Source organism: Ruegeria sp. HKCCE4148, assembly GCF_017872495.1.
In the GTDB taxonomy this organism is placed as follows: Bacteria; Pseudomonadota; Alphaproteobacteria; order Rhodobacterales; family Rhodobacteraceae; genus Ruegeria.
On record NZ_JAEDOS010000010.1, the window covers coordinates 55,751 to 77,059 of the forward strand.

Here is a 21,309-nt window from a genome sequence, read left to right on the forward strand (position 1 = left end):
CCTGTCCTCAATTTATCCCGTTGGCACGTTGAATTTCACGAATGTACGCGATCACCATGGCAACGTCACCTCGCGTCAGACCTTCCACGGGCGGCATGTCGCCAAACTGCCAATGGTGGCTTCTCACACCTTGTGAAACTGCCCTCTGAAAGGCTTCATCCGCGTGGTGGCTGGGTTCGTAGATCTTGTGGATCAGAGGCGGTCCTGCGCCTTCCACACCGACCGCATTGACACCATGGCAAGAGGCGCAGGAGACCTCAAAGACACGCTGGCCGATTTCAGCGTTACCCTCGATGGGCGGCATCTGAATTGCGACCATAGCATCGCCTTCAAGTGGTTCCTGTGGTGCGGCCTCTTCGATTGAACCGGGCCGAAGAGTTGTGAAAGCGGCGACAGCAGCGACGGTGCATAGGCCTATTGTTAAGTATCTTTTTTTCATAGATTGGTCCTGACATTTTGGAAGCTGTTAGTGCTGCGAAACATCGCGAACAGCCGCACGGGCTTGTCGCTTGCGTCCGCAAGGATTTACGCTGCTTCAAAGGTCAGGGGGCCTGTATGGGCTATCTGGTTCATTCAGCTTGGCTTGGGCACTATCCTGGAGCTCTAGGTCAATATCACGTTGACCTTGAGCGGGTTCACCGTTCTCGACGAGCAATACCACTACTTGGCAGATAAAGGGATTACATTCTCCGGTTCCAGAACTCTCTGGGTCATGATGATGACTTGGAACCGAGATGTCACCGCTGCTCATTGCTGATACAGAGTGTTTCGCAGTTTGCGCATGTTCTTCACAATGAATGCCAATGCAACCATTTGATACCGCGTGAGCAACGCCAGCTATGCCGGTCAGGATGACCAGAAAGCTAACCAAAAGCACAAATGGGTATCGCCGGATGACCATGGTGCTGGACGCTACTGCACAGGAGCGTCCATGACAACGCCATACACTTCATCCTAACGGTTCTAGGTGTGGTGCTTGGTCTCGTGCGGGGGTGGTGGTGTCGTATAGGACAGTGGCCGACGGAAGTTATAAATGCAGTGTCTGTACAGTGAGAGATACGCATGCAGCTTCATTTTGTGTCACACCTGTGTGTCACACCGCTCTAATGCTTGCTATCTAGTTGTATTGTTAGGTTTTGGTGGAGCCTAGGGGAGTCGAACCCCTGACCTCTTGCATGCCATGCAAGCGCTCTCCCAACTGAGCTAAGGCCCCATCATGGTACCGTCGATGCGGTGAGCGGACGTTTAGGAGACAGTGACGGCAAGTGCAAGTCCAAAATTGGATTTGAGCGTGAATTTCCGCCCCGCCTTCAGGTCAAATGAAAAAGGCGACCCTTGGGGCCGCCTTCTGCTTGATCAGTTGTCGTCTTCCGAGGACATGTCGGTAATGTCGTCCAAAGAAACGTCATCATTGTTGTCGTCATCGTCGTCCAGCAGATCGTCATCCAATTCGACGTCAACATTATCGTCATCGTCCAGAACCAGATCCTCTTCTGACGCCTTTTCACGCGCCTTGACCGAAGCTGCATCTTCCGCATCCGCCGCGATCATGCGGCTTTTGGATGTTTCAAGCTCCACGATCTCGCCGGTGTAGGGGCTGATGATCGGGTCCTTGTTCAGGTCGTAGAACCGCTTACCGGTTGTCGGGCAAACGCGCTTTACGCCCCATTCTTCCTTGGGCATGTCAAATCCCCTTGATATCAGGTGAGTCGTCTAAATGATTCAGCTCACCTGCCACAGGCAGAGGGCACTGTCAAAGTCTTTGCGCAAGAGAGGTCGCGATATGGGAGAGCACGCATTGCCAGGGACGCCGCCGGTGCCGCTGAGGCTGCGCAAATCAGCCCGGGCACGGCGTATCAGTTTGCGAATTTCTCAGTTGGATGGGCGGGTTACGTTGACGTACCCAATTGGCGTGCCAGAGACCGAGGCCCTGAACTTTGCGCGCACGAAAGAAGAATGGATTCGGCAGCATCTTGAGGACCGGCCGGATATGGCCAAGGTTCAGTTTGGGCAAACGATTCCAATTGAAGGCGTTGATCGGCGAATCGTGCCTGCTGTTGGCCGGCGGGTTTTGCTGCAAGCAAACGAGGTCGCGGTTCCAGAGGGCGCAGAGGCGCGGCGGTTGGCGCGATTTCTTAAGGAATTGGCGCGGGACCGGCTAACCGGGGCGTGCGACGACTATGCGGCTATGCTGGGACGGCCTTATTCGACGCTGAGTCTGCGAGATACGCGGTCTCGTTGGGGTTCGTGCAGCTCGCATGGTGGGCTGATGTTCTCGTGGCGACTGATCCTGGCGCCACCTGAGGTATTGCACTATGTGGCGGCTCATGAGGTGGCGCATCTTGCCGAAATGAACCATTCGCCTGCGTTCTGGGCGCAGGTCGAGAAGATCTTTGGTCCCTATCAACACCCTCGCCGCTGGTTGCGCGACAACGGGGCGGAGCTGCATCGCTTTAGATTTGATGATAAGCCGAGTTGACCTCGCGTGATTTTGTGATCACATAAGCGCATGATGAACGCGCGCACCTCCGAGACCCAAACTGCCACGCATGACCGGGTGTATCGGGTCCTGCGATCTCGAATCATGCATGGAGAGATGGCGCCGGGTCAGGCACTGACCCTGCGCGGCATCGGCAAGGAATTCGGTGTTTCAATGACCCCTGCACGTGAGGCGGTGCGCCGTCTGGCTGCTGAAGGGGCGCTTTTCCTTTCTACATCGGGCCGTGTATCGACGCCGGAGCTGACAAATGACCGGATCGAGGAGTTGGCAGCGTTGCGGGCATTGTTAGAGGTCGAGCTGGCAAGCCGGGCTTTGCCGCGCGCGCATATCGCGCTGATCGATCGGTTGCAGAGCATCAACATGACCGTTGCCGAGATGGTGACCAAGCGAGACGCGGTTGGCTATATTCGGTCAAATCTGGAGTTTCACCGCACTTTGTATCTGCGCGCGCAAGCGCCTGCGATGCTTGCCATTGCCGAAACCGTCTGGTTGCAATTGGGACCAACAATGCGGGCGTTGTATGGGCGTCTGCGGCGCACTGAGCCCCCGCATTATCACAAGCTGATCATTGCTGCGCTAAAGGCCGGGGACGAGCCGGGTTTGCGGCTGGCGGTACGCTCGGATGTGACGCAGGGGTTGCGTTTGCTGGTGAGCTGAGCGGCTTCCCGCCGACATTGCATTGATGCCCTTCCTTTGCGCCACTCTACTGGCCTGAGAGGTTCTGCTGGGGTACTCTTGAGTCAAATCACAAACAAGAGCAGACCCCATCATGATTTCGCGCCGCGCCTTTTCTATTTGTCTTGGATCAACATTATTGGCTGCCTGCACGGGCGGCAGTGCTCCGACTCGAGCCCCTGCATCCCGGATGCGGGCAGTTCCGAACGCGGGTTGGGATGCCTGGGTTGCCGGGTTCAAGACCCGCGCCACATCGCAGGGAATCTCCCAGACTACACTCGATCAAGCGTTTCGCGGGGCAGGGTATTTGCCCGACGTGATCGAACGCGACCGCAATCAGGTCGAGTTCAAGCGCTCGCTCGAGGATTATCTGGCCATCGCCGCCTCGGACGAGCGGATCGAAACCGGTCAGCAGATGCTTCGCAAATACAACGGCACCCTGGCGCAGATCGAGGCACAATATGGCGTGGACAAGGAAGTTGTCGTGGCCGTGTGGGGTCTGGAAAGCCGTTATGGCGCGCGTCGCGGCGATGTGCCTGTGATCTCGGCCACTTCGACGCTGGCCTATGACGGGCGACGCGGTGCGTTTTTCGAAAAGCAATTGGTCGCGGCTCTGCGTATCTTGCAGGAAGGCGATACCACACCCGCCAACATGACCGGCAGCTGGGCTGGGGCGATGGGGCATACGCAGTTCATCCCGACCTCGTACCTTGCTTATGCGGTCGATTTCACAGGGGATGGGCGGCGCGATATCTGGTCCGAGGATCCGACGGACTCGCTGGCCTCTACGGCGTCGTATCTCGCGCGCGCTGGTTGGGTTCGGGGGCAACCCTGGGGAGGAGAGGTCGGAACGGTTTCGGGCACACCCGTCGCCGTGTTGCAACCGCAGACACCGGGGCCGCGCATTGCCGTGTTCCGTAACTTTCAGGTCATCAAGCGATATAACAATTCAGATAGCTACGCGATTGGTGTGGGCCATCTGGCAGACAGGATCGCAGGTGGTGCGCCGTTTCAGGCCTCGTTCGGGCCAGACGCAAATGGTCTGACGTTGGAGGATCGCAAAGAACTACAGCGCCGTTTGACGTCAGCGGGTTACGATACAAAAGGCGCGGATGGGGTGATTGGCAAGAACACCACATCCGCCATCAGCGCTTATCAAACCGCAAATGGCTTGCCTGTCACGGGTGAACCTTCGATTGGTTTGCTGCGCCGCTTGGGCGGCTGACGGTTACGCCGCCAGCCCTTTTGAACCGATATCCAGGAATTTCTGACGGCGGCCCTGAATCAGGGCCGCTGCATCTTTGCCGTGCAGCTCTTGCAGCATGGCGGTGATGGCCGAGCGTACGGCTTCCACGGCTGCTGGGCGGTCGCGATGCGCGCCGCCTTTGGGCTCGGTGATAATACGGTCGCAGACGCCCAGCTTATAGAGGTCCTGGGCAGTCAAGCGCAGCGCTTCGGCGGCCTCACGCATCTTTTCTGCGTCTTTCCACAAGATCGACGCGCAGCCTTCGGGCGAGATCACCGAATAGACCGAGTGTTCCAGCATTGCGACGCGGTTTGCCGTGGCAAACGCCACAGCGCCGCCGGACCCACCTTCACCTATAATAACCGAGACCAAAGGCACGCCGATTTTCAGGCACATCTCGGTTGAACGCGCGATGGCTTCTGATTGGCCGCGTTCTTCGGCTCCTTTGCCGGGATAGGCCCCGGCTGTATCGATCAGTGTAATAACCGGCAGGCCGAAACGCCCGGCCATCTCCATAAGGCGAACGGCCTTACGATAACCTTCGGGGCGGGCCATGCCGAAATTGCGCTTAATCCGCGATTTGGTGTCAGAACCTTTTTCGTGCCCAATCACCATAACCGGCTGATCGTTGAATCGTGCAAGGCCACCGATCACGGCCAGATCGTCGGCAAAGTTGCGATCGCCTGCCAGCGGCGTAAACTCGGTGAACAGAGCATCCACGTAATCATTGCAGTGCGGGCGTTCCGGGTGACGCGCCACCTGACATTTCCGCCAGGGGGTCAAATCGGCGTACAGCTCTTCCAGCAGCTTTGCGGCTTTTGCATCCAGCGCGGCGGCTTCTTCGGACACATCCATTTCTTCGTTGGTGCGGGCCAGCGCACGCAGCTCTTCAGCTTTGCCTTCAATCTCGGCCAGCGGTTTTTCGAAATCCAGATACTGGGTCATGACGCCTCTCAACGCGGAAGTTCCCTGCTATATGGCCTGACGTTGCCCGGGATGCAACTCAGCAAGATTTGTGGCTTCGCACTATGCGACCACGGTTGGGCAAGAAGAAGGAAGGATGACGATGGCCACTAGCTATGAAGATCGCGTGCTGCGCGTTTTGGCTTATATCCATGACAACGCTGCCGGGGACTTGTCGCTGGATGCGCTGGCCGACGTAGCCGCAATGTCCAGGTTTCACTGGCACCGGGTGTTTCGCGCTCTGACCGGTGAAACCTGTGCACAGGCGGTGCGTCGCGTTCGCCTGCACCGAGCGGCCACTTGGCTTGTGTGCACGGATCGGCCGATCACGGATATTGCAGCGTCTGTGGGATATCCCAATCCAAGTTCTTTTGCGCGGGCATTTTCTGATGCCTATGGCGGCAGCCCTGCCGCCTTTCGTAAAGCGGGTCAATTTCACCCCGCGCAACCTGATTTTAAAACCGGAGGATATCCGATGCATCCTGTCACAACCCGAACAGAACCTGCCCGTCGTGTCGTCGCCTTGCCGCACAAAGGGGCTTATTCAGAGATCGGCAAAAGCTTTGAAGCTTTCGGAGCTTTGTGCGAGTCTCGCCAGCTTTGGCCGCAGGTTGGGCCAGTTCTGGCGTTATACTTCGATAGTCCCGATGATGTTCCCGAGGATCAATTGCGTAGTTACGCCGGGGCTGAATTCCGGGGTGCAACAACCCCTGAAGGGATGGAGGAGATGTCGATCGCCGGTGGCAAAACGGCTGTGTTGACTTACAAGGGGCCATATTCCGGAATTGCGGCTGCCTATCACAGCCTTTTTGGCAACTGGCTTCCAGACTCAGGTGAAGAACCTGCAGACGAGCCGTGTTACGAGATCTACCTCAATGACCCTCGCGAAACAGCGCCGGATGATTTGCTGACCGAGATCTGCCTGCCCTTGAAGTGATCCAAAGCGCATCAGGCGGGGTCCGCTTGGGCCCTGTCTTAGCTCTTTTTTGCGGATCAAAAGAACCGATTCACAAGGCGGTGTTCTGCGGGCGGTTCAGGGTAAGCCCGTCTTTCAATGGTCTGCTGCTCGGAAAAGATCCCCAAGGCTTCGTTTTATGCCAGATTGCCATGCGGCAAGGCCTAGGGTTCGGACCCAGGGTTAATCGCAACCGGTCTTGCAGTTCACTTTGAACTTTGTCGCGACACTTACAGCGCACTGCGCTGAGTTCGCTGACGGTACAGTTGGTTTCAATTTGATATTTACGGGACGTTTTTCATAAAACACAGCACAAGGGTGCATCTTCATTGAACCTCTTGTTGGTGTTGCAAAACTTCGGGTTTGCTTCACTGAGTTGTGATTCACATCTGCAACAATCGCGTGAATGCTGCAATTCCGTCTCTTTTCCGCCGAAATCTGTGCTGATAAGCGTTTATCTGAATGTTGGGGCGGTAAAAAGTGCGAGTGGGCAGATGAGAGCCGGAGCAAACGGTCAAATAGCCATTTCTTGGAACCAGACAGAGCTTGATGAGCTTGAGGCACCGCCTTTGGCTTTTTTGGTCGTCGGGGCAGCATGGTCCTGGCGTGGTCAAGCCGTTTTCCTAAGCGAGAGTATCGAACAGGTTGTTGAACGATCTGGAAGTGTCGGAAGAGCCGCTTCTTCGACGAAGGATCGCTTTGCAGTCATTCGGGATATCACTGGGGACATGTGTGGCACTGTCGTGTTGACCAATGGCGCGCAAAGGTTCAGTGCGGATCTGGTCGTTCAGGAAGGTGATATTGATCCGACATTTGTCTTCACGAATGGATGCCCCCCACGGGACCAGGCCTTTTGGGTGAGCGAAGTGAACGAGTTCGTCGCCTCGGCCTTTGTGCAGCCCGAGCCTGACACGACGGTTGTAAGCTTTCCCCGTCAGGCCCTGTCGCGGCATTGCTGATCCCTAACGCGAACCAACTTCCTGTCGTATTTTCCTGGCGGGTCCGCGTCGGCGTGTATGAGTGCCGCTCCTTTTCCTGATTCAATTCGCTTGTTGACTCTGCCAATCCTGCGGATATAAGCGCGGCTTCATTGGTGTTGGTGGCCCCCGCAAGGGGAAGCCTGTCATGGGGGAAACCTCAAGAGGACAACGCCCTTCATAGTGGCCCTTTGGGCCTCGACCTAAACGAAGGAGATCAGCCGTGACCAAACGCACGTCTGCCAAGTACAAAATTGACCGCCGGATGGGCGAAAACATCTGGGGTCGTCCGAAATCCCCGGTCAACCGTCGCGAATACGGCCCCGGCCAGCACGGCCAGCGCCGCAAGGGCAAACTGTCGGACTTCGGTCTGCAGCTGCGCGCCAAGCAGAAGCTGAAAGGCTACTATGGCGACCTGACCGAGAAGCAGTTCCGCCGCATCTATGCCGAAGCCGTACGTGTGAACGGCGACACCGGTGAAAACCTGATCGGTCTGCTGGAGCGCCGCCTGGACGCTGTCGTTTATCGTGCCAAGTTTGTTGCGACCGTCTTTGCTGCTCGTCAGTTCGTCAACCACGGTCACGTCAAAGTAAACGGCAAGCGGGTCAACATCCCGTCCTACCGTGTCAAAGAAGGTGACGTGATCGAAGTGCGTGACAAATCCAAGCAACTGGCCGTTGTTCTGGAAGCGGCCGCACTGGCAGAGCGTGATGTTCCGGATTACATCGACGCGGATCACTCGAAAATGACCGCCACTTTCGTGCGCGCACCTGGTCTGGGCGATGTGCCTTACCCGGTTGTTATGGAGCCGAACCTGGTCGTCGAATTCTACGCGAAGAACTAATCTTCGCCGACATACAGATTTCCAAGGCCGCGCAAGTTGCGCGGCCTTTTTTATGCAGCGTTTTGCGTTCCAATGTCTTGCCTTGGGGAAACACCAAACTTGCGGGAATACTCCCGGCTGAATTGAGTGGGGCTTTCATATCCCACGTCAAACGCCGCTTGCGATACGCTTACCGCGCCGTGTGATAAAATCCGCCGTGCTTCGAGCAACTTGAGGTCTTTTTGATATTGCAGCGGAGATTTGGCCGTCACCGATTTAAAATGCGCGTGAAAGGCTGAAACGCTCATCCCAGCGGTTTGCGCAAGGTCAGACACCGGTAGTGAGGTTCGAAAACCTGAGCGGATAACGTCAATCACCCGCGCGATTCGACTGGCGGGGCTGTCGCGCCATAGCATTTGCCGCAGCATTCCACCGTGATCCGCTTGTAGCAGTCTGTAATGAACTTCGCGGCTGATCATCGGGGCTAAAATCTGCGTGTCCATCGCGTTCTGACTGGCGCGAAACAGGCGGGTCATGGCATCGATTAGATCAGGTGTGGCTTTGGACGCAGCAAGGCTTTGTGCCATTTCGGGCGCTGCCGGTGCAGAGCCGACTTCATCATACAATCCACGAAGGATGGACAAGTTGAGTGAGAAGACAAGCCCGACATACGGTTTCTGCCGGCTCGCTTCGGTAACAGCGGCCAATACCGGGATGGAATGACTGACGATCAAAGAGTCGCCTGCTCCGAATTGGACAAGCCGATCTCCGATGTGTGTTTCCTTCTTACCTTGTAGAACTAGGCAGACGATGGGTTCATAAACCTGCGCCTCAATGGGTTTAGTTCTGATGTCATGTAACAGGCCGAACCCATCCAGTTTGGTCGTGTATAACGGTTCACTTTCTGACTGTTCGTGTACGGCTTTGCAAATATCGGTGATCAGATCAAACGTCATGCTGTAGCGCCTTTTGGTTATGCCCAGCATAGTTTGTGGGGCGTGTTCGCACCATTGAAAATCCGAAGCTTTGGAGAATCAGGCAGAAGTTGAGGAGGATCCGGCAGGTATTTCGCGGTGCGCAAAGTTATTTGTCTCTCAGGCTTATCATTGCGGAGAAAGACCATGGCACAGACCATCCTCATCACCGGCGCGTCGTCTGGTATCGGCAAAGTCACGGCAGAACTGTTTCAGAAACAAGGTTGGAACGTCATCGCCACCATGCGCAGCCCGGAAAAGGAAACCGAGCTATCGCAGTTGGAAAACGTTCTGGTCACCCGTCTGGACGTAACCGACGAAGCCTCGATCACAACGGCCGTTGCAAACGGGATCGCGCGGTTCGGCCAGATCGATGTTCTGCTGAACAATGCAGGGTATGGGGCCTACGGGCCGTTGGAGGCGTTCCCGATGGACCGCATTCGTCGGCAATTTGACACCAACGTCATCGGTCTGCTGGCCGTAACCAAAGCGGTATTGCCGCATATGCGGGCGAACGGCTCTGGCTGCATCGTCAACATCTCATCCATCGGTGGACAGATCACCTTCCCGCTTGGGGCGCTGTATCACGGCACGAAGTTCGCAGTCGAAGGTCTGTCAGAGTCGCTGCATTACGAACTCGCTGCGGCTGGCATCAAGGTCAAGATTGTCGAGCCCGGGCTGATCGCCACAGATTTCGGCGGCCGCTCGTTCGACTTAGTCAATGATGAATCCATGACGGAATACCAGCCGGTGGTCCAGGCCTTGTTCGGCGCCTGGGGTTCAGAAGAGATGGCATCGCGCACCTCACCGCCCAGCGTTGTGGCCGACGTGATCTGGGATGCAGTGACCGAGGGGACTGACACATTGCGGTATCGCGCGGGCGAGGATGCGGTCGAATACCTCGACAACCGCAAGGCACTGGACGATGCCACCTTCATCGGTGGAATGAAAACGATGCTCGGGCTGGCCTGAGGTCTAAATCGGCAGCGGTCGCCCTTCGGCGATCGCTTCCATCGCGAAATACGAGGTCACACTGTCCAGTTCGACCTTTTCGATCAGGCGTTGGTAGACCTTGTCGTAAGACGCCATATCTTCGGTGACGACTTTCAGTTGGTAATCGTAATCGCCGCCGATGCGATGAAAATCCACGACTTCTGGGATGGTCAGAACATGGCTGCGAAACGCCTGAAGCCATTCGGCCGAATGATGCCGCGTGCGCAGCATGACAAAGACCGCTAAGCTCAGCCCTAGTTTCTCGCGCGCGATACGAGCGGTGGATCCAATCAGGACGCCATCTTCGTTGAGGGCCTTCAATCGCCGCCAGCAGGCATTTTGAGAAAGACCAACGCGATCTGCCAATTCCCGTTGGGATAGGGTGGCGTCCTTTTGCAGTTCTTTCAGAATGCGCGTGTCAATTTGATCTAATTTTGAAGTCATACTTGATCATATGACACAAAATATTCGAAATCTACGCAAAGTTAGGTGAAGTTTCCCCGGTGCGAATAAATCACATTGGTTGGGCAGTTAGGAGCCCATGCCATGACCCTGTCCAAATTTCGTGCGGATCTTTGTTCGACCACTCACAATTCCAACCTGCGCGACGGACTTATCGGAGAAAATGTTCTGATCCCGGGCCTGCTTGGGGACGTACCGCTTGTCTATGCGGATTACGTCGCTTCGGGCCGTGCATTGCGGCAGGTCGAAGACTATGTCGCGCAGCATGTGTTGCCGTTCTACGCGAACAGCCATACCGAGGCCTCCTACTGCGGTTCCTACATGACACGTCTGCGTCGCGAAGCACGCGATGAGATAGCCCGCCTTGTTGGCGCGAGGGGAGAGGACACGGTGATCTTTACCGGGTCCGGTGCCACGGCGGGGCTCAACCGGTTGGTCAGTTTGATGGGAGTGGAAGAGGCTGACCAGCCGGTTGTTTTGATCGGGCCATACGAGCATCATTCAAACATCTTGCCCTGGCGCGAGAGCAAGGCGCAGGTGATCGAAATCCCCGAGGCACGGGGTGGGGGTGTTGATCTGAACGCATTGCAAAATGCGTTGCAATCACATGCGGACGCTGACCTGTTGATCGGGTCGTTTTCTGCCGCATCTAATGTGACGGGCATTATTACTGACCCAGATCCGGTGACGCGATTGCTCAAGGCGCATGGGGCTTTGGCCGTGTGGGACTATGCCGGCGGCGGGCCGTATCTGCCGATGGATATGGGTCCGGCGGATGCGCGCAAAGACGCCATCGTGGTTTCTCCGCATAAGTTCCCCGGTGGTCCGGGCGCGTCAGGCATTTTGATCGTGAATCAATCGGCCGTTCAAAGAAATTGCCCCAGCTGGCCCGGCGGTGGCACGGTCAGTTTTGTATCGCCATGGCGCCACGATTACAGCGCCGATCTGTCAACTCGCGAAGAGGCCGGAACGCCCAACGTGATCGGAGACATACGCGCGGCACTGGCGTTCATCGTGAAGGATGTCGTCGGAACAGAGGAAATTGCCGGGCGCGAAGCGCAATTCAACCAGATGGCTCTGGAAGGTTGGCAGGACAACCCGCACCTGACTTTGCTTGGGGTCGATAACCCGCATCGCTTGCCAATCTTCTCGTTTCTTGTTCGCGACAATGCTGGACAACCGGTGCATCAGCAGCTGTTCACCCGGATGCTCAGCGACATCTATGGTATTCAGGCGCGCGGTGGCTGTGCCTGCGCGGGACCATATGCGCATCGTTTGTTGGGGATAGATCGCGCCATGTCCGAGGAGTTGCATGCGGATTTGTCGGCCGGAGAAGAGATGAAGAAGCCCGGTTGGGTGCGCTTGAATTTCTCGTATCTGATGGACGAGGAAACGGTTCAGTTCATTATCGACAGCGTCAATGACTTGTCCCGCCAAACCGAAGAGTTCGCGCCCTTTTACAACGCCGACCCGGCAACCGCGCGCTTCAAAGCCGCATGATGGATTTGCCGCTTTTCTCAACCCGTTGAGACAGGTATGAGAGGCCCATTCAACGGAGCCTCTCAATGACCAAGATCACCCCTCAACCCGGCATTATGGACATCGCGCTCTATCAGGGCGGCCAGTCGCATGTGGCCGGGGTGGAACACGTGATCAAGCTGAGCTCGAACGAAAACCCGTTTGGGCCAAGCCCCAAGGCGATTGAAGCGGTACGCGACAGCGCGGCAACTTTGCATCGTTATCCCAGCACTGACCACGCAAGCCTGCGCGCAGCAATCGGCGCGCGCCACGGGCTGGACCCGGCGCGGATCATCTGCGGTGTCGGCAGTGACGAGGTGCTGCAATTCATCGCTCAGGCTTATGCGGGCCCGGGGGATGAGGTGATTTACACCGAGCACGGGTTCTCGATGTACCCAATCATCGCCCGCATGGCGGGTGCGACGCCGGTCATGGTAGCCGAGCGTGACCGCAAGGTGGATGTGGATGCCATTCTGTCTGCAGTGACGGGGCAAACGCGGATCGTGTTTGTCACCAACCCGGGCAACCCGACCTCAACCATGATCTCGAATGACGAACTGGAACGGCTTGCACAGGGTCTGCCTGACACCTGCTTGATAGTTCTGGACGGGGCCTATGCCGAGTTTGTGGACGGGTTCGACGGCGGTGCGTCGCTGGTCGATGCCCATGAGAATGTCATCATGACCCGTACCTTTTCAAAAGTGTACGGGCTGGGTGGAATGCGGGTTGGCTGGGGCTATGCGCATCAATCGATCATCGACGTGCTGAACCGGGTACGCCAACCGTTCAACCTTTCACTGACTGCCTTGGCTGCGGCTGAGGCTGCGGTGAACGATGTCGAGTTTCTGTCCTTTTGCCAATCTGAAAACGCGCGTCTGCGTGTGTTTCTGGCGGATGAGCTGGACAAGGTCGATGTGCCCTCGGACCCGTCCTGTACCAACTTCATCCTCGCACGTTTCGCAGACAGGGCCGAGGCCGAAGCCTGCGACGACTACCTCAAATCGCAGGGTTTGATTGTCCGTCGTGTTGCAGGCTACAACCTGCCAAACGCCCTGCGGATTACCGTGGGCGACGAAGAAGCCTGCCGCCGTGTCGTTGCGGCGATTACTGCATTTAAGAAGGGCGCAGCATGAGCCAGATATACGACCGTGTTGCGCTTATCGGGCTGGGCCTGATTGCTTCGTCCATGTTCTGGGCGATCAAACGGGCAGGGCTGGCCGGGGAAGTCACGGGTTATGCCCGGTCCGAGGCCACTCGGGACACCGCGCGCAGAATAGGGCTGTGCGACCGCGTTTGCGATACCGCGCAAGAAGCCGTTGAGGGCGCCGATCTGGTTGTCCTCTGTGTCCCGGTCGGGGCGATGGGGGCTGTCGCAGAAGAGATTGCACCCGTTTTGAAATCCGGCGCGACGGTGTCGGATGTCGGTTCGGTCAAGCGCAACGTGATCGACGCTGTGCAGCCGCACATCCCCGAAACCGTGCATTTTATCCCGGCACACCCGTTGGCAGGTACCGAACATTCCGGCCCGGAATCTGGTTTTGCAGAACTGTTTGACAACCGCTGGTGCCTGTTGGTCCCGGTCGAGAACTCGGACCCCGAGGCGATTGCCCGCCTACGTGCGTTGTGGGAAGGCATGGGGTCAAACGTCGATGAGATGGATGCAGATCACCATGATCTGGTGTTGGCCGTGACCTCTCATGCGCCGCACCTGATTGCCTATACAATGGTTGGCGTGGCAGACGATCTGCGACGCGTAACCGACAGTGAGGTCATAAAATATTCGGCCGCCGGTTTCCGGGACTTCACCCGCATCGCAGCATCCGACCCGACCATGTGGCGGGATGTTTTCCTGTCCAACAAGGATGCCACGCTGGAAATTCTGGGCCGCTTCACCGAAGAGCTGTTTGCCCTGCAACGCGCCATCCGAACCGGTGACGGAGAACATTTGTTTGACTACTTTACCCGGACGCGTGCTATTCGTCGCGGCATTATCGATGCGGGGCAGGATACGGATGCTCCGGATTTTGGGCGCGGGAAGTCAAGTACATGAAGCTAAGCTGGGGGCACGTTCTGATCGGAGTCCTGGCCTTAACGGCCATGACATCGCAGGCTGCGCCTCTGGATCGGTCCTTGGTGCCTTTGACGCGTCCGGCGTTGGGGCAGGTCGCGAAAACCGACGGTGCTCAACCAACATTGCGACCTGTATCACGCCCGGTTTCGCCACAGGTTACAGCTGCGGTGGTGCGTCCGTCGGAGGTGCCGCTTAGACCCTTGATGCGCCCCGAATGGCTGGAACAAGAGGTGCTGTTCAAGAAGCGCAAGCTGCGCAAAAGCTCGGTCTGCGGTGATATTGCCATTCAGGGCAAGCCAGTGGGTCGGGTCGGAAGCAAGAATTCAGCTTGTGGCGTCAAAGACGCAGTGCAGATCACTTCTGTCTCGGGTGTGGCGCTCAGCCGTCCTTCGACCATGGACTGTGGCACCGCGATCGCACTGAACAAATGGGTTGATAAAACAGTCAAACCCACTTTTAAGCGCCGTGGCCCTGTGGTTGAGCTACAAGTGGCTGCCCATTACGCGTGCCGAACCCGCAACAACCGCAAGGGTGCTCGGATTTCCGAGCATGGCAAGGGTCGGGCAATTGACATCTCGGGGTTCACGATGGCCGATGGCGAGGTGGTGACAGTACTGAAAGGCTGGCGCAAGAACCCCTCGCAAAAGCAACTCAAGAAGATCTGGCGCGGCGCGTGCGGCCCGTTTGGCACCGTTCTGGGGCCGAATTCAGACCGCTATCACAAGGATCATTTCCATCTGGACACAGCCCGCTATCGCAGTGGCACTTACTGCCGCTAGCGCAAGATCAGGCGAGGGGCAGGCCCCAAGGGCAATGGTCCAAGTGCTACAAATCCGTCGCGGAAATTCAGCTGCAAGTCCAGTGCATTAGGGTTCCCCCCCAACCCAGCCATAAAGTTGAGCGCGCGCGTAACCGGATCTACGGCCTGATCGGGTAGGGCACCCGCCGCATTTGCCATGGCGATCATGTCCCGCCAGTTTTCTGCCTTGACCGCTATCTCTCCTGTTGGAATTCCTTGCTCATCCACATCCAATGCGCCGGTGGCGAATAACCTGAGCCCACCCCACTTGGCCTCGGCGAGCTTAAGGTCGATCCTGACCGGCTGAGGTCGACCCTGTTCCAGCGCGGACCGGTCCCAGGGTTTGCTGAAGGTCGCGACCATGTCCAGTTCAAGTGTGTCAAAAGCTTGCGGCAGCGAGGCGGCGGACTTCATCAGATCACGCAGCTCATCGCCAGGGGCAAATCCATCCACGCGCACAGCCATGTTATAGGCTTCGGGTGTGGCGGTTTGCTCCATCAGCAGTTCCAGGGTTCCACCCGCGGCCAAAGCCTGCGCGTTCTCGGTAATGGACCATGGGCCTGCGGTCAGTGCCATTTTTTCCAGAACCAACGCTACGCCCGGCCGCAACTGCAATTGCGCTTGCAACGCATCTGCTTCGATCGTTGCGGTCTGATCGAAATATGACAGGCGCTGCGGTGTATCGGCAAAGCGCAGGATCTGACGTCCGGGCCAGATCGCAGGGCTTTCGAACTCAATCCAGTCCGCGCTCCATGCGGTACCCGTTACCGGATCCGCTAGGGCGGGATTGTTCAGCCGTGTCATGTGATGGGTCGGGTAGCCCGCTGTCTCAACCTCCGAGAACTCCGCTTGCCAGCCCAGCTCCTGCTGTTGGTCGAACCAGCCGGTGATGGCATTGCGCAGCCCAAATCCGGCGATGAACCAATAGATGCTCCACAGAGCGGCTATAAAGATGAACACTCGTAATAGACGGCGCATGAGCTTTGGCCCTTTTTCCTGCCTCGGATTTGATGTTTATAGGCCGAAACAGGCAAGGACCAGTGCAATGACGATGTGGGTATTCGGATATGGATCGCTGCTGTGGAATCCGGGCTTTCCGGTGGCGCGCAGCGAACGCGCAACGTTGCACGGGTTTGCCCGATCCTTCTGCATGAGCTCGATCCACCACCGCGGGACCGAGGAAAAACCGGGTCTGGTGCTGGCGCTGGACGAGCAGGTAAACGCAAATTGCACGGGTTTGGCCCTGGCGGTTGAGGCTGGCCACGAAGAGCGTACCCTGCACGAATTGCGCGAACGCGAACTGATTTCGTCGGCCTATGTCGAGCGGATGCTGGATGTGCATCTGGAAACCGGAGACATCGTCAATGCCGTCACCTATGTGATCGATGCAGACCACGTCCAGTATTGCGGTGGGATGCCATTAGAGGATCAGGCCCAGATCATCGCCAACGCGATTGGTGGGCGCGGTCCCAACGACGAATACCTGTACAATACCGCCGAACATTTGGCCGAGATCGGTCTGCGCGACTCCGATCTTGAGTGGTTGGCGCAACGGGTGCGCAGCATCACCGCATAAACTCTTGGCGTAACCCGCGGAATTTCGCTAGATTCATCGCAGAGCAGGCAAAGACCGGGAACCACGCGCATGGCGCAGGCACATCAGGGCGCGAGACCCCATTTCTCGCATCCAACACGACAAATCCTGTTGATGTTGATGGCAATCGGCCTGTCCGGGCTGGGTGTGTTTCTGGCGCTGCCCTACGTGCTGCCGGTATTCTTCGCCAATCCGTATCTGAATGGCTTTATCCTGCTGGTATTCCTGATCGGCGTTTTTGCGTGTTTCTATCAGGTGACACAGCTGATTGGGTCTGTGCGCTGGATCGAAGCCTTTGTGGGGGGTGTTGTTCGAGAAGACGCCCGTACACCGCAGCTGTTGGCCCCTTTGGCATCACTATTGCGCGAGCGCGGTGCCCGGTCTCAGATCAGTTCTACCTCGACCAGATCCATTCTGGATTCCGTGGCGGAGCGGGTCGAGGAAGAGCGAGAAATTACCCGCTATATCACCAACGTCCTGATCTATTTGGGTCTTTTGGGCACATTCTTTGGTTTGGCGACAACCGTTCCGGCCATCGTTGACACCATCCGAAGCCTGAACCCGCAGGAGGGCGAAGAAGGTCTGGCCGTCTTCAACCGGCTGATGACCGGGCTTGAGGCACAGTTGCAGGGTATGGGTGTTGCGTTTGGTTCGTCCTTGCTGGGCTTGGCCGGGTCTCTGATCGTCGGTCTGCTCGAAGTGTTTGCCGGACACGGGCAGAACAGGTTTTATCGTGAACTCGAAGAATGGCTGTCTTCGATTACGCGCGTTGGCTTTGCAGGCGGTGAGGAAGGCGGAGCCGAGATCGCTGTGCTCGCGCCGGTCTTAGATGCCATGTCCGAACAGATGGACGCCCTGCAGGATTTGTTCTCAGCCCAGGAAAGTGATCGGGCAGAGGTTTCGGCTAAGCTAGGTCAACTGGTCGATGTGATCGGTGAGATGAACAATCGTCAGGCCAATAGCGAAAGTGTCACCTCGGCTTTGGAGCGTGTTGCGCTTGGGCAGGATGCGCTGCTGGATCACATGCGTGAACACGGCGCAGGTGAGGGTATCGACGCGGAAAGCCGAATGCGGCTTCGTTCAATGGACGTTCAGTTGCTGCGTATTCTCGAAGAGATTTCGGCGGGTCGACAGGAAAGCATGAACGAATTCCGTAAGGATATCGAACTTCTGGTCAAGGCACTGACTCTGCCGCGCGGCGCAGTACGCACCACGCCGGAAGGAGAGTAACCCATGGCGCTGTCCCGCCGCACCGGTCAACGGTTCCAGGGCTCGGTCTGGCCTGGATTCGTGGATGCGATGACGGGTCTGTTGATGGTGCTGACTTTTGTCCTGACCATCTTCATGGTGATCCAGTTCGTATTGCGCGAAACCATCTCGGGGCAAGAAGATGAACTGACCTCGTTGGCGGATGAAGTTGCGGCGCTTGCAGGTGCTTTGGGTCTGGAGGAGCGTGAGAACAGCCGCTTGCAGGCGCGACTTGGGGCGTTGAACACAACCTTATCGCAGGCCGAAGACGATCTGGCCCAGGCACAATCTCTGATCGCCTCGCTGACCACCGAGCGTGACCGACAGGCCGCGGCTTTGGATCAGGCGCAGACGAGGATCACAAATTTCGAAGCACAGGTTGCCGCCCTATTGGCCGAACAGGAACAGGCACTGGGCGATATCGCGGCGCTGGAGACGCAGCGTGAGCAATTGCTGACCGAGCAAGAGGCCCTGAACCTCGCTCTGGCCCAAAGCCGTGAAGAAATTGATGCGCAAACCGAAGCCGCCCGGCTGGCGGCCGCCCGCCGTGAGGCGCTGGAAGCACTGGTTGCCGATCTTGAGCAAAGTGGTGAGGAACGTGCCGCGCAAATCACGTCCCTTGAACAGCAACTGAGCGATGAAGAAGCCGCCCGCCTGGCCGAAGCCGCCGCCGCTGAGGCGTTGCGCAATCGCCTGCAAGATGCCGATGCGGAACTAACCGCCATGACGTTGGCATTGGAAGCGCAACGCCAAGAGGCCGAAGACACGTTGACCCTGCTGGCCGCCGCACAAGCCGCGCAGGCCGAACTGGAAAGCCGGTTCGGTGACGTGAATCCTGATGAGTTAAGGGCCCAGCTTGAAGCCGCTTTGCAGGCACAGACGCAAGCACAGGCAGATGCCGATGAACAACGAACGCTGGCTGAACAGCGTCAGGCGTTGCTGGCTTTGGCGGAATCGACGCTTTCGGATGAGAAAGAAATCTCGGCCGAGGCGCAGCGCGAAGCGGTATTGCTGAACCAACAAATCGCCGCCCTGCGCGGGCAGTTGGGGTCGTTACAGGCATTGCTCGACGATTTTGAAGAGCGGAATGAGGCCGCAGAGATTCAGATTCAAACTTTGGGGCAGGATCTGAACGCGGCGCTGGCCCGTGCCGCATCTGAAGAACGCCGCCGCCGCCTGTTGGAAGAAGCCGAACGCCTGCGCCTTGAGGCCGAGGCCGAGGCGTTGGCCGGTCAGAACGAGGAATTGGCGGCGCAAGCGGAAGACCTGCAACGTTATCGCTCGGAGTTCTTTGGCCGCTTGCGGGATGTTCTTGGCGATCAGGAAGGTGTGCGGATCGAAGGTGACCGGTTTGTGTTCTCGTCCGAAGTTCTGTTCCCGACAGGGTCGGCCGTGCTGTCCGCTGAAGGGCGGCAGGAGGTAGCCAAGGTCGCCAACATCCTGCGTAGCGTTGCCGCTGAGATTCCGACCGGTCTAAACTGGGTGATCCGCGTTGACGGTCACACCGACAACGTCCCGCTGGCCGGAAGTGGCCGATACCGCGACAACTGGGAACTCAGCCAGGGCCGTGCGTTGTCGGTTGTGCGTTACATGGTTGATGCGCTGGGCATCCCGCCGAACCGTCTGGCCGCCAACGGGTTTGGTGAGTTCCAGCCGGTCAATCCGGCTGACACGCCCGAAGCCCGTGCGCAGAATCGCCGGATCGAATTAAAACTGACCGAGCGTTGATCTTTTCGGTCACTGTCTGTGACGGGCCTTTATGAACGGATTTTAATCGTCAGCCAGATGAAATTCAGCCGATGCAACCTATGTCATAACCATAGGTTGATTGGAGCGGTTTGTGAGAGACAAGGCAACGGATGTACACATTGCAATTGATCACGCTTTGCGAGCGCCCTATCAGCGTGTGACCCTGTGCCAAACCCCACAGGGACGCAGTTTTTGGCTAAAGCGTGTCGAACGTTTCGCACCCCATCTCTGGCTGGTGAAGGGAAAGCCTGAAAACGCGTTTGATCGAGACCGGTCATCTCATCGGTTTTTGTGGAACTTCGGCGCGCCTGTCCCCAGAATTGTGGCTGAGAGCAAAGAGTACATCGCCGTCGAAGACGCCGGGGCCAGCCTGACCAGGCTTTGCGCAGATATGTCCATCACCATGGCAGAAAAACTCAGGGCGTGCCGGGCCGCTGGCCAAGCGCTTGCGCGGCTTCACGCGATGGGTTTCGCCCATGGACGCCCGGCATTTCGGGATATGTGCTGGGATGGGCGGCAGATGCGATTCATCGATTTTGAGTATTTTGTGCCCACGAAGGCCGGACGATTGCGCAAGGCCCGCGATTTGGGCATTGCGGTCCTGTCCGCCCTGACCCAAGGCCGCACCGCGCCACGTTATGCCTTTTGCATCCTTGCCGCTTACTATGAGGCTTGGGGCAGGAAGCCAAAGTCTTTGCCAGTGCTATTCCCGGTGCCGGTGCGAAGCGGTCAATCCCGCCTTCGCTAGAGACAGAAAACGGAACCTTTTCCGCGCAAGCACCTGACAGGTGCAATGTGCCTAACCTCTACCAAACTTAAAGCTTTGATCCGGTGTGCCCATGAAGCACCGAGGCACAAAGGGGTAATCCTGGGTCAGGAAATAGGCGTAGGTCCCGTTTGGATACTCTGCTGAAACTGTGACGGTTCCGTTGCATTGGTCCAAATGTCCTTGGCCCTCAACATATTCGTAATCTTCGTTGAAAGTGCCGTCATATCGCCCGTTCGGTTCGCGGCCACCCGGACTGTTTCCGGGCTTCAGGCGATAGGACGATTTCATTTCAGTCTCTTTCCCATCGACTGCACCGGTCATCGCATAGATCGGAAAACCATCAGCGGCGTATCCAACCAATGGTGAATGCTCTGAAGCTGACCATTCCAAAAGCTCGATCAGCCCGGTTGGTACGCCGTGATAGTGATACTTTCCGTTCGGCTGCACATGGGCATAATTGGCATCCAGTCCCAGGAAAATGGAGCCAACCAAAGCATTGTAGGACCATCCGGAGTTTGGGTCGCCATGCCAGAACTCGGCCGCCAGCGGGTCAAACGCGATCCCGTTAAGGGATACGCCAAAGTTCCACCCCGTGCGCAGAGGCGTGACCGTGCCCTTGGTCATGGGGGGGCTGTAAGCCTGAGCCTGACCTTCTGCGTTTCGATCTGATGCGGGTTGCCGCTGTTCGGAAACTGTCCGACCAGATGATCGGGAATTCCGTTACCCGTCACTTTGATCTTGCTACCTGTCTCCCTCACCGATGCGCTGTTTTCCCCGGGGTCCACAGTGGCCGGCACTAATCTGAGAGGCTCAGCGCTCGTTTCATCGTGGTAGCGAAACCTGTGCTGAGCCGTCGCAATGGCCGCGATTACCGAAACGGCAAAGGCAGTGGCCCACACAACTGAAGTCTTGCTCATGTATCCACCTCTGATTTTGATCGTAGAGGATTACACGCTGCAAAACCCCGGTTCCGTCGAAGTTGCTTTGAAACAC

Annotated in this window: 23 protein-coding genes and 1 tRNA gene; 15 read left to right on the forward strand and 9 right to left on the reverse strand. The window is 57.3% G+C overall.

The features are described from left to right. Window positions 1–7: 7 nt before the first annotated feature. The 3 genes from I9187_RS19030 to I9187_RS19040 all read right to left on the reverse strand — a co-directional run bounded on the left by I9187_RS19030 (window position 8) and on the right by I9187_RS19040 (window position 1,683). Window positions 8–439 (reverse strand): cytochrome c, encoded by a 432-nt coding sequence (locus I9187_RS19030; RefSeq protein WP_170787093.1) that lies wholly within the window; start codon window positions 437–439, stop codon window positions 8–10. Between the two features lie 698 nt (window positions 440–1,137). Then, a tRNA-Ala gene (locus tag I9187_RS19035) sits at window positions 1,138–1,213 on the reverse strand. Between the two features lie 143 nt (window positions 1,214–1,356). Next, the gene (locus tag I9187_RS19040) at window positions 1,357–1,683 is read right to left on the reverse strand and encodes a TIGR02300 family protein (RefSeq protein WP_171181290.1); all 327 of its coding nucleotides are present in this window, start codon (window positions 1,681–1,683) and stop codon (window positions 1,357–1,359) included. A gap of 100 nt (window positions 1,684–1,783) precedes the next feature. Between I9187_RS19040 and I9187_RS19045 the strand changes: the two genes are divergently transcribed. The 3 genes from I9187_RS19045 to I9187_RS19055 all read left to right on the forward strand — a co-directional run bounded on the left by I9187_RS19045 (window position 1,784) and on the right by I9187_RS19055 (window position 4,400). Further along, window positions 1,784–2,479 carry a SprT family zinc-dependent metalloprotease gene (locus I9187_RS19045; RefSeq protein ID WP_245223304.1) on the forward strand — a complete coding sequence of 232 codons (696 nt, stop codon included), beginning with the start codon at window positions 1,784–1,786 and terminating at the stop codon, window positions 2,477–2,479. A 30-nt stretch (window positions 2,480–2,509) separates the two neighbouring features. Next, window positions 2,510–3,157, forward strand: a complete 648-nt coding sequence (locus tag I9187_RS19050) for a GntR family transcriptional regulator (RefSeq protein ID WP_171181294.1) — start codon at window positions 2,510–2,512, stop codon at window positions 3,155–3,157. Window positions 3,158–3,269: 112 nt separating this feature from the next. Continuing rightward, window positions 3,270–4,400, forward strand: coding sequence for a lytic murein transglycosylase (locus I9187_RS19055; RefSeq protein ID WP_171728068.1), 1,131 nt, complete (start codon window positions 3,270–3,272; stop codon window positions 4,398–4,400). 3 nt (window positions 4,401–4,403) lie between these two features. Here I9187_RS19055 and I9187_RS19060 read toward each other — a convergent pair whose 3' ends face one another. Next, window positions 4,404–5,366 carry an acetyl-CoA carboxylase carboxyltransferase subunit alpha gene (locus tag I9187_RS19060; protein WP_209940296.1) on the reverse strand — a complete coding sequence of 321 codons (963 nt, stop codon included), beginning with the start codon at window positions 5,364–5,366 and terminating at the stop codon, window positions 4,404–4,406. A gap of 121 nt (window positions 5,367–5,487) precedes the next feature. On the opposite strand from I9187_RS19060, the gene I9187_RS19065 reads away from it, so the two are divergent. The 3 genes from I9187_RS19065 to rpsD all read left to right on the forward strand — a co-directional run bounded on the left by I9187_RS19065 (window position 5,488) and on the right by rpsD (window position 8,160). Then, window positions 5,488–6,321 carry an AraC family transcriptional regulator gene (locus I9187_RS19065; protein ID WP_209509733.1) on the forward strand — a complete coding sequence of 278 codons (834 nt, stop codon included), beginning with the start codon at window positions 5,488–5,490 and terminating at the stop codon, window positions 6,319–6,321. Window positions 6,322–6,833: 512 nt separating this feature from the next. Next, on the forward strand, window positions 6,834–7,298 hold the full coding sequence (locus tag I9187_RS19070; RefSeq protein ID WP_171728071.1) for a hypothetical protein: 465 nt from the start codon (window positions 6,834–6,836) through the stop codon (window positions 7,296–7,298). Window positions 7,299–7,539: 241 nt separating this feature from the next. Beyond that, window positions 7,540–8,160: a 30S ribosomal protein S4 gene (gene rpsD, locus I9187_RS19075; protein ID WP_058275494.1), complete on the forward strand. Its 621-nt coding sequence runs from the start codon at window positions 7,540–7,542 to the stop codon at window positions 8,158–8,160. A gap of 50 nt (window positions 8,161–8,210) precedes the next feature. Here the strand turns inward: rpsD and I9187_RS19080 are convergent, their stop codons facing one another. Further along, a complete protein-coding gene (locus tag I9187_RS19080) occupies window positions 8,211–9,095 on the reverse strand; it encodes an AraC family transcriptional regulator (protein ID WP_171728072.1) in 885 nt (294 codons plus the stop codon). Between the two features lie 165 nt (window positions 9,096–9,260). On the opposite strand from I9187_RS19080, the gene I9187_RS19085 reads away from it, so the two are divergent. Beyond that, window positions 9,261–10,085 carry an SDR family oxidoreductase gene (locus I9187_RS19085; protein ID WP_171181307.1) on the forward strand — a complete coding sequence of 275 codons (825 nt, stop codon included), beginning with the start codon at window positions 9,261–9,263 and terminating at the stop codon, window positions 10,083–10,085. A 3-nt stretch (window positions 10,086–10,088) separates the two neighbouring features. On the opposite strand, the gene I9187_RS19090 is transcribed toward I9187_RS19085, so the two are convergent. Then, on the reverse strand, window positions 10,089–10,550 hold the full coding sequence (locus tag I9187_RS19090; protein WP_171619853.1) for an Lrp/AsnC family transcriptional regulator: 462 nt from the start codon (window positions 10,548–10,550) through the stop codon (window positions 10,089–10,091). Between the two features lie 102 nt (window positions 10,551–10,652). Here I9187_RS19090 and I9187_RS19095 point away from each other — a divergent pair, with 102 nt between their 5' ends. The 4 genes from I9187_RS19095 (at window position 10,653) to I9187_RS19110 (ending at window position 14,936) form a co-directional block, all read left to right on the forward strand. Next, window positions 10,653–12,068: an aminotransferase class V-fold PLP-dependent enzyme gene (locus tag I9187_RS19095; RefSeq protein WP_171181312.1), complete on the forward strand. Its 1,416-nt coding sequence runs from the start codon at window positions 10,653–10,655 to the stop codon at window positions 12,066–12,068. Between the two features lie 65 nt (window positions 12,069–12,133). Continuing rightward, window positions 12,134–13,219 carry a histidinol-phosphate transaminase gene (gene hisC, locus I9187_RS19100; RefSeq protein ID WP_171181315.1) on the forward strand — a complete coding sequence of 362 codons (1,086 nt, stop codon included), beginning with the start codon at window positions 12,134–12,136 and terminating at the stop codon, window positions 13,217–13,219. Continuing rightward, the gene (locus I9187_RS19105) at window positions 13,216–14,136 is read left to right on the forward strand and encodes a prephenate/arogenate dehydrogenase family protein (protein WP_171181317.1); all 921 of its coding nucleotides are present in this window, start codon (window positions 13,216–13,218) and stop codon (window positions 14,134–14,136) included. The genes hisC and I9187_RS19105 overlap by 4 nt, the downstream gene beginning before the upstream one ends. Then, window positions 14,133–14,936, forward strand: coding sequence for an extensin family protein (locus I9187_RS19110; protein ID WP_171181319.1), 804 nt, complete (start codon window positions 14,133–14,135; stop codon window positions 14,934–14,936). The genes I9187_RS19105 and I9187_RS19110 overlap by 4 nt, the downstream gene beginning before the upstream one ends. Here I9187_RS19110 and I9187_RS19115 read toward each other — a convergent pair. Next, complete coding sequence (locus I9187_RS19115) at window positions 14,933–15,934, reverse strand: DUF2125 domain-containing protein (protein WP_171619851.1); 1,002 nt, start codon at window positions 15,932–15,934, stop codon at window positions 14,933–14,935. The genes I9187_RS19110 and I9187_RS19115 overlap by 4 nt on opposite strands. Before the next feature lie 67 nt (window positions 15,935–16,001). Between I9187_RS19115 and I9187_RS19120 the strand changes: the two genes are divergently transcribed. The 4 genes from I9187_RS19120 (at window position 16,002) to I9187_RS19135 (ending at window position 20,295) form a co-directional block, all read left to right on the forward strand. Further along, window positions 16,002–16,532, forward strand: coding sequence for a gamma-glutamylcyclotransferase (locus tag I9187_RS19120; protein ID WP_171181333.1), 531 nt, complete (start codon window positions 16,002–16,004; stop codon window positions 16,530–16,532). Window positions 16,533–16,601: 69 nt separating this feature from the next. Continuing rightward, window positions 16,602–17,780 (forward strand): biopolymer transporter ExbB, encoded by a 1,179-nt coding sequence (locus I9187_RS19125; protein WP_171181335.1) that lies wholly within the window; start codon window positions 16,602–16,604, stop codon window positions 17,778–17,780. Between the two features lie 3 nt (window positions 17,781–17,783). Continuing rightward, window positions 17,784–19,526, forward strand: coding sequence for a peptidoglycan -binding protein (locus tag I9187_RS19130; protein WP_171181337.1), 1,743 nt, complete (start codon window positions 17,784–17,786; stop codon window positions 19,524–19,526). A gap of 112 nt (window positions 19,527–19,638) precedes the next feature. Further along, window positions 19,639–20,295 (forward strand): phosphotransferase, encoded by a 657-nt coding sequence (locus tag I9187_RS19135; protein WP_171181340.1) that lies wholly within the window; start codon window positions 19,639–19,641, stop codon window positions 20,293–20,295. Between the two features lie 51 nt (window positions 20,296–20,346). On the opposite strand, the gene I9187_RS19140 is transcribed toward I9187_RS19135, so the two are convergent. After that, window positions 20,347–20,940 (reverse strand): YHYH protein, encoded by a 594-nt coding sequence (locus tag I9187_RS19140; protein ID WP_171181342.1) that lies wholly within the window; start codon window positions 20,938–20,940, stop codon window positions 20,347–20,349. Further along, a complete protein-coding gene (locus I9187_RS19145; RefSeq protein WP_171181344.1) occupies window positions 20,937–21,233 on the reverse strand; it encodes a hypothetical protein in 297 nt (98 codons plus the stop codon). Before I9187_RS19145 ends, I9187_RS19140 begins: the two co-directional genes overlap by 4 nt. Between the last annotated feature and the right edge of the window lie 76 nt (window positions 21,234–21,309).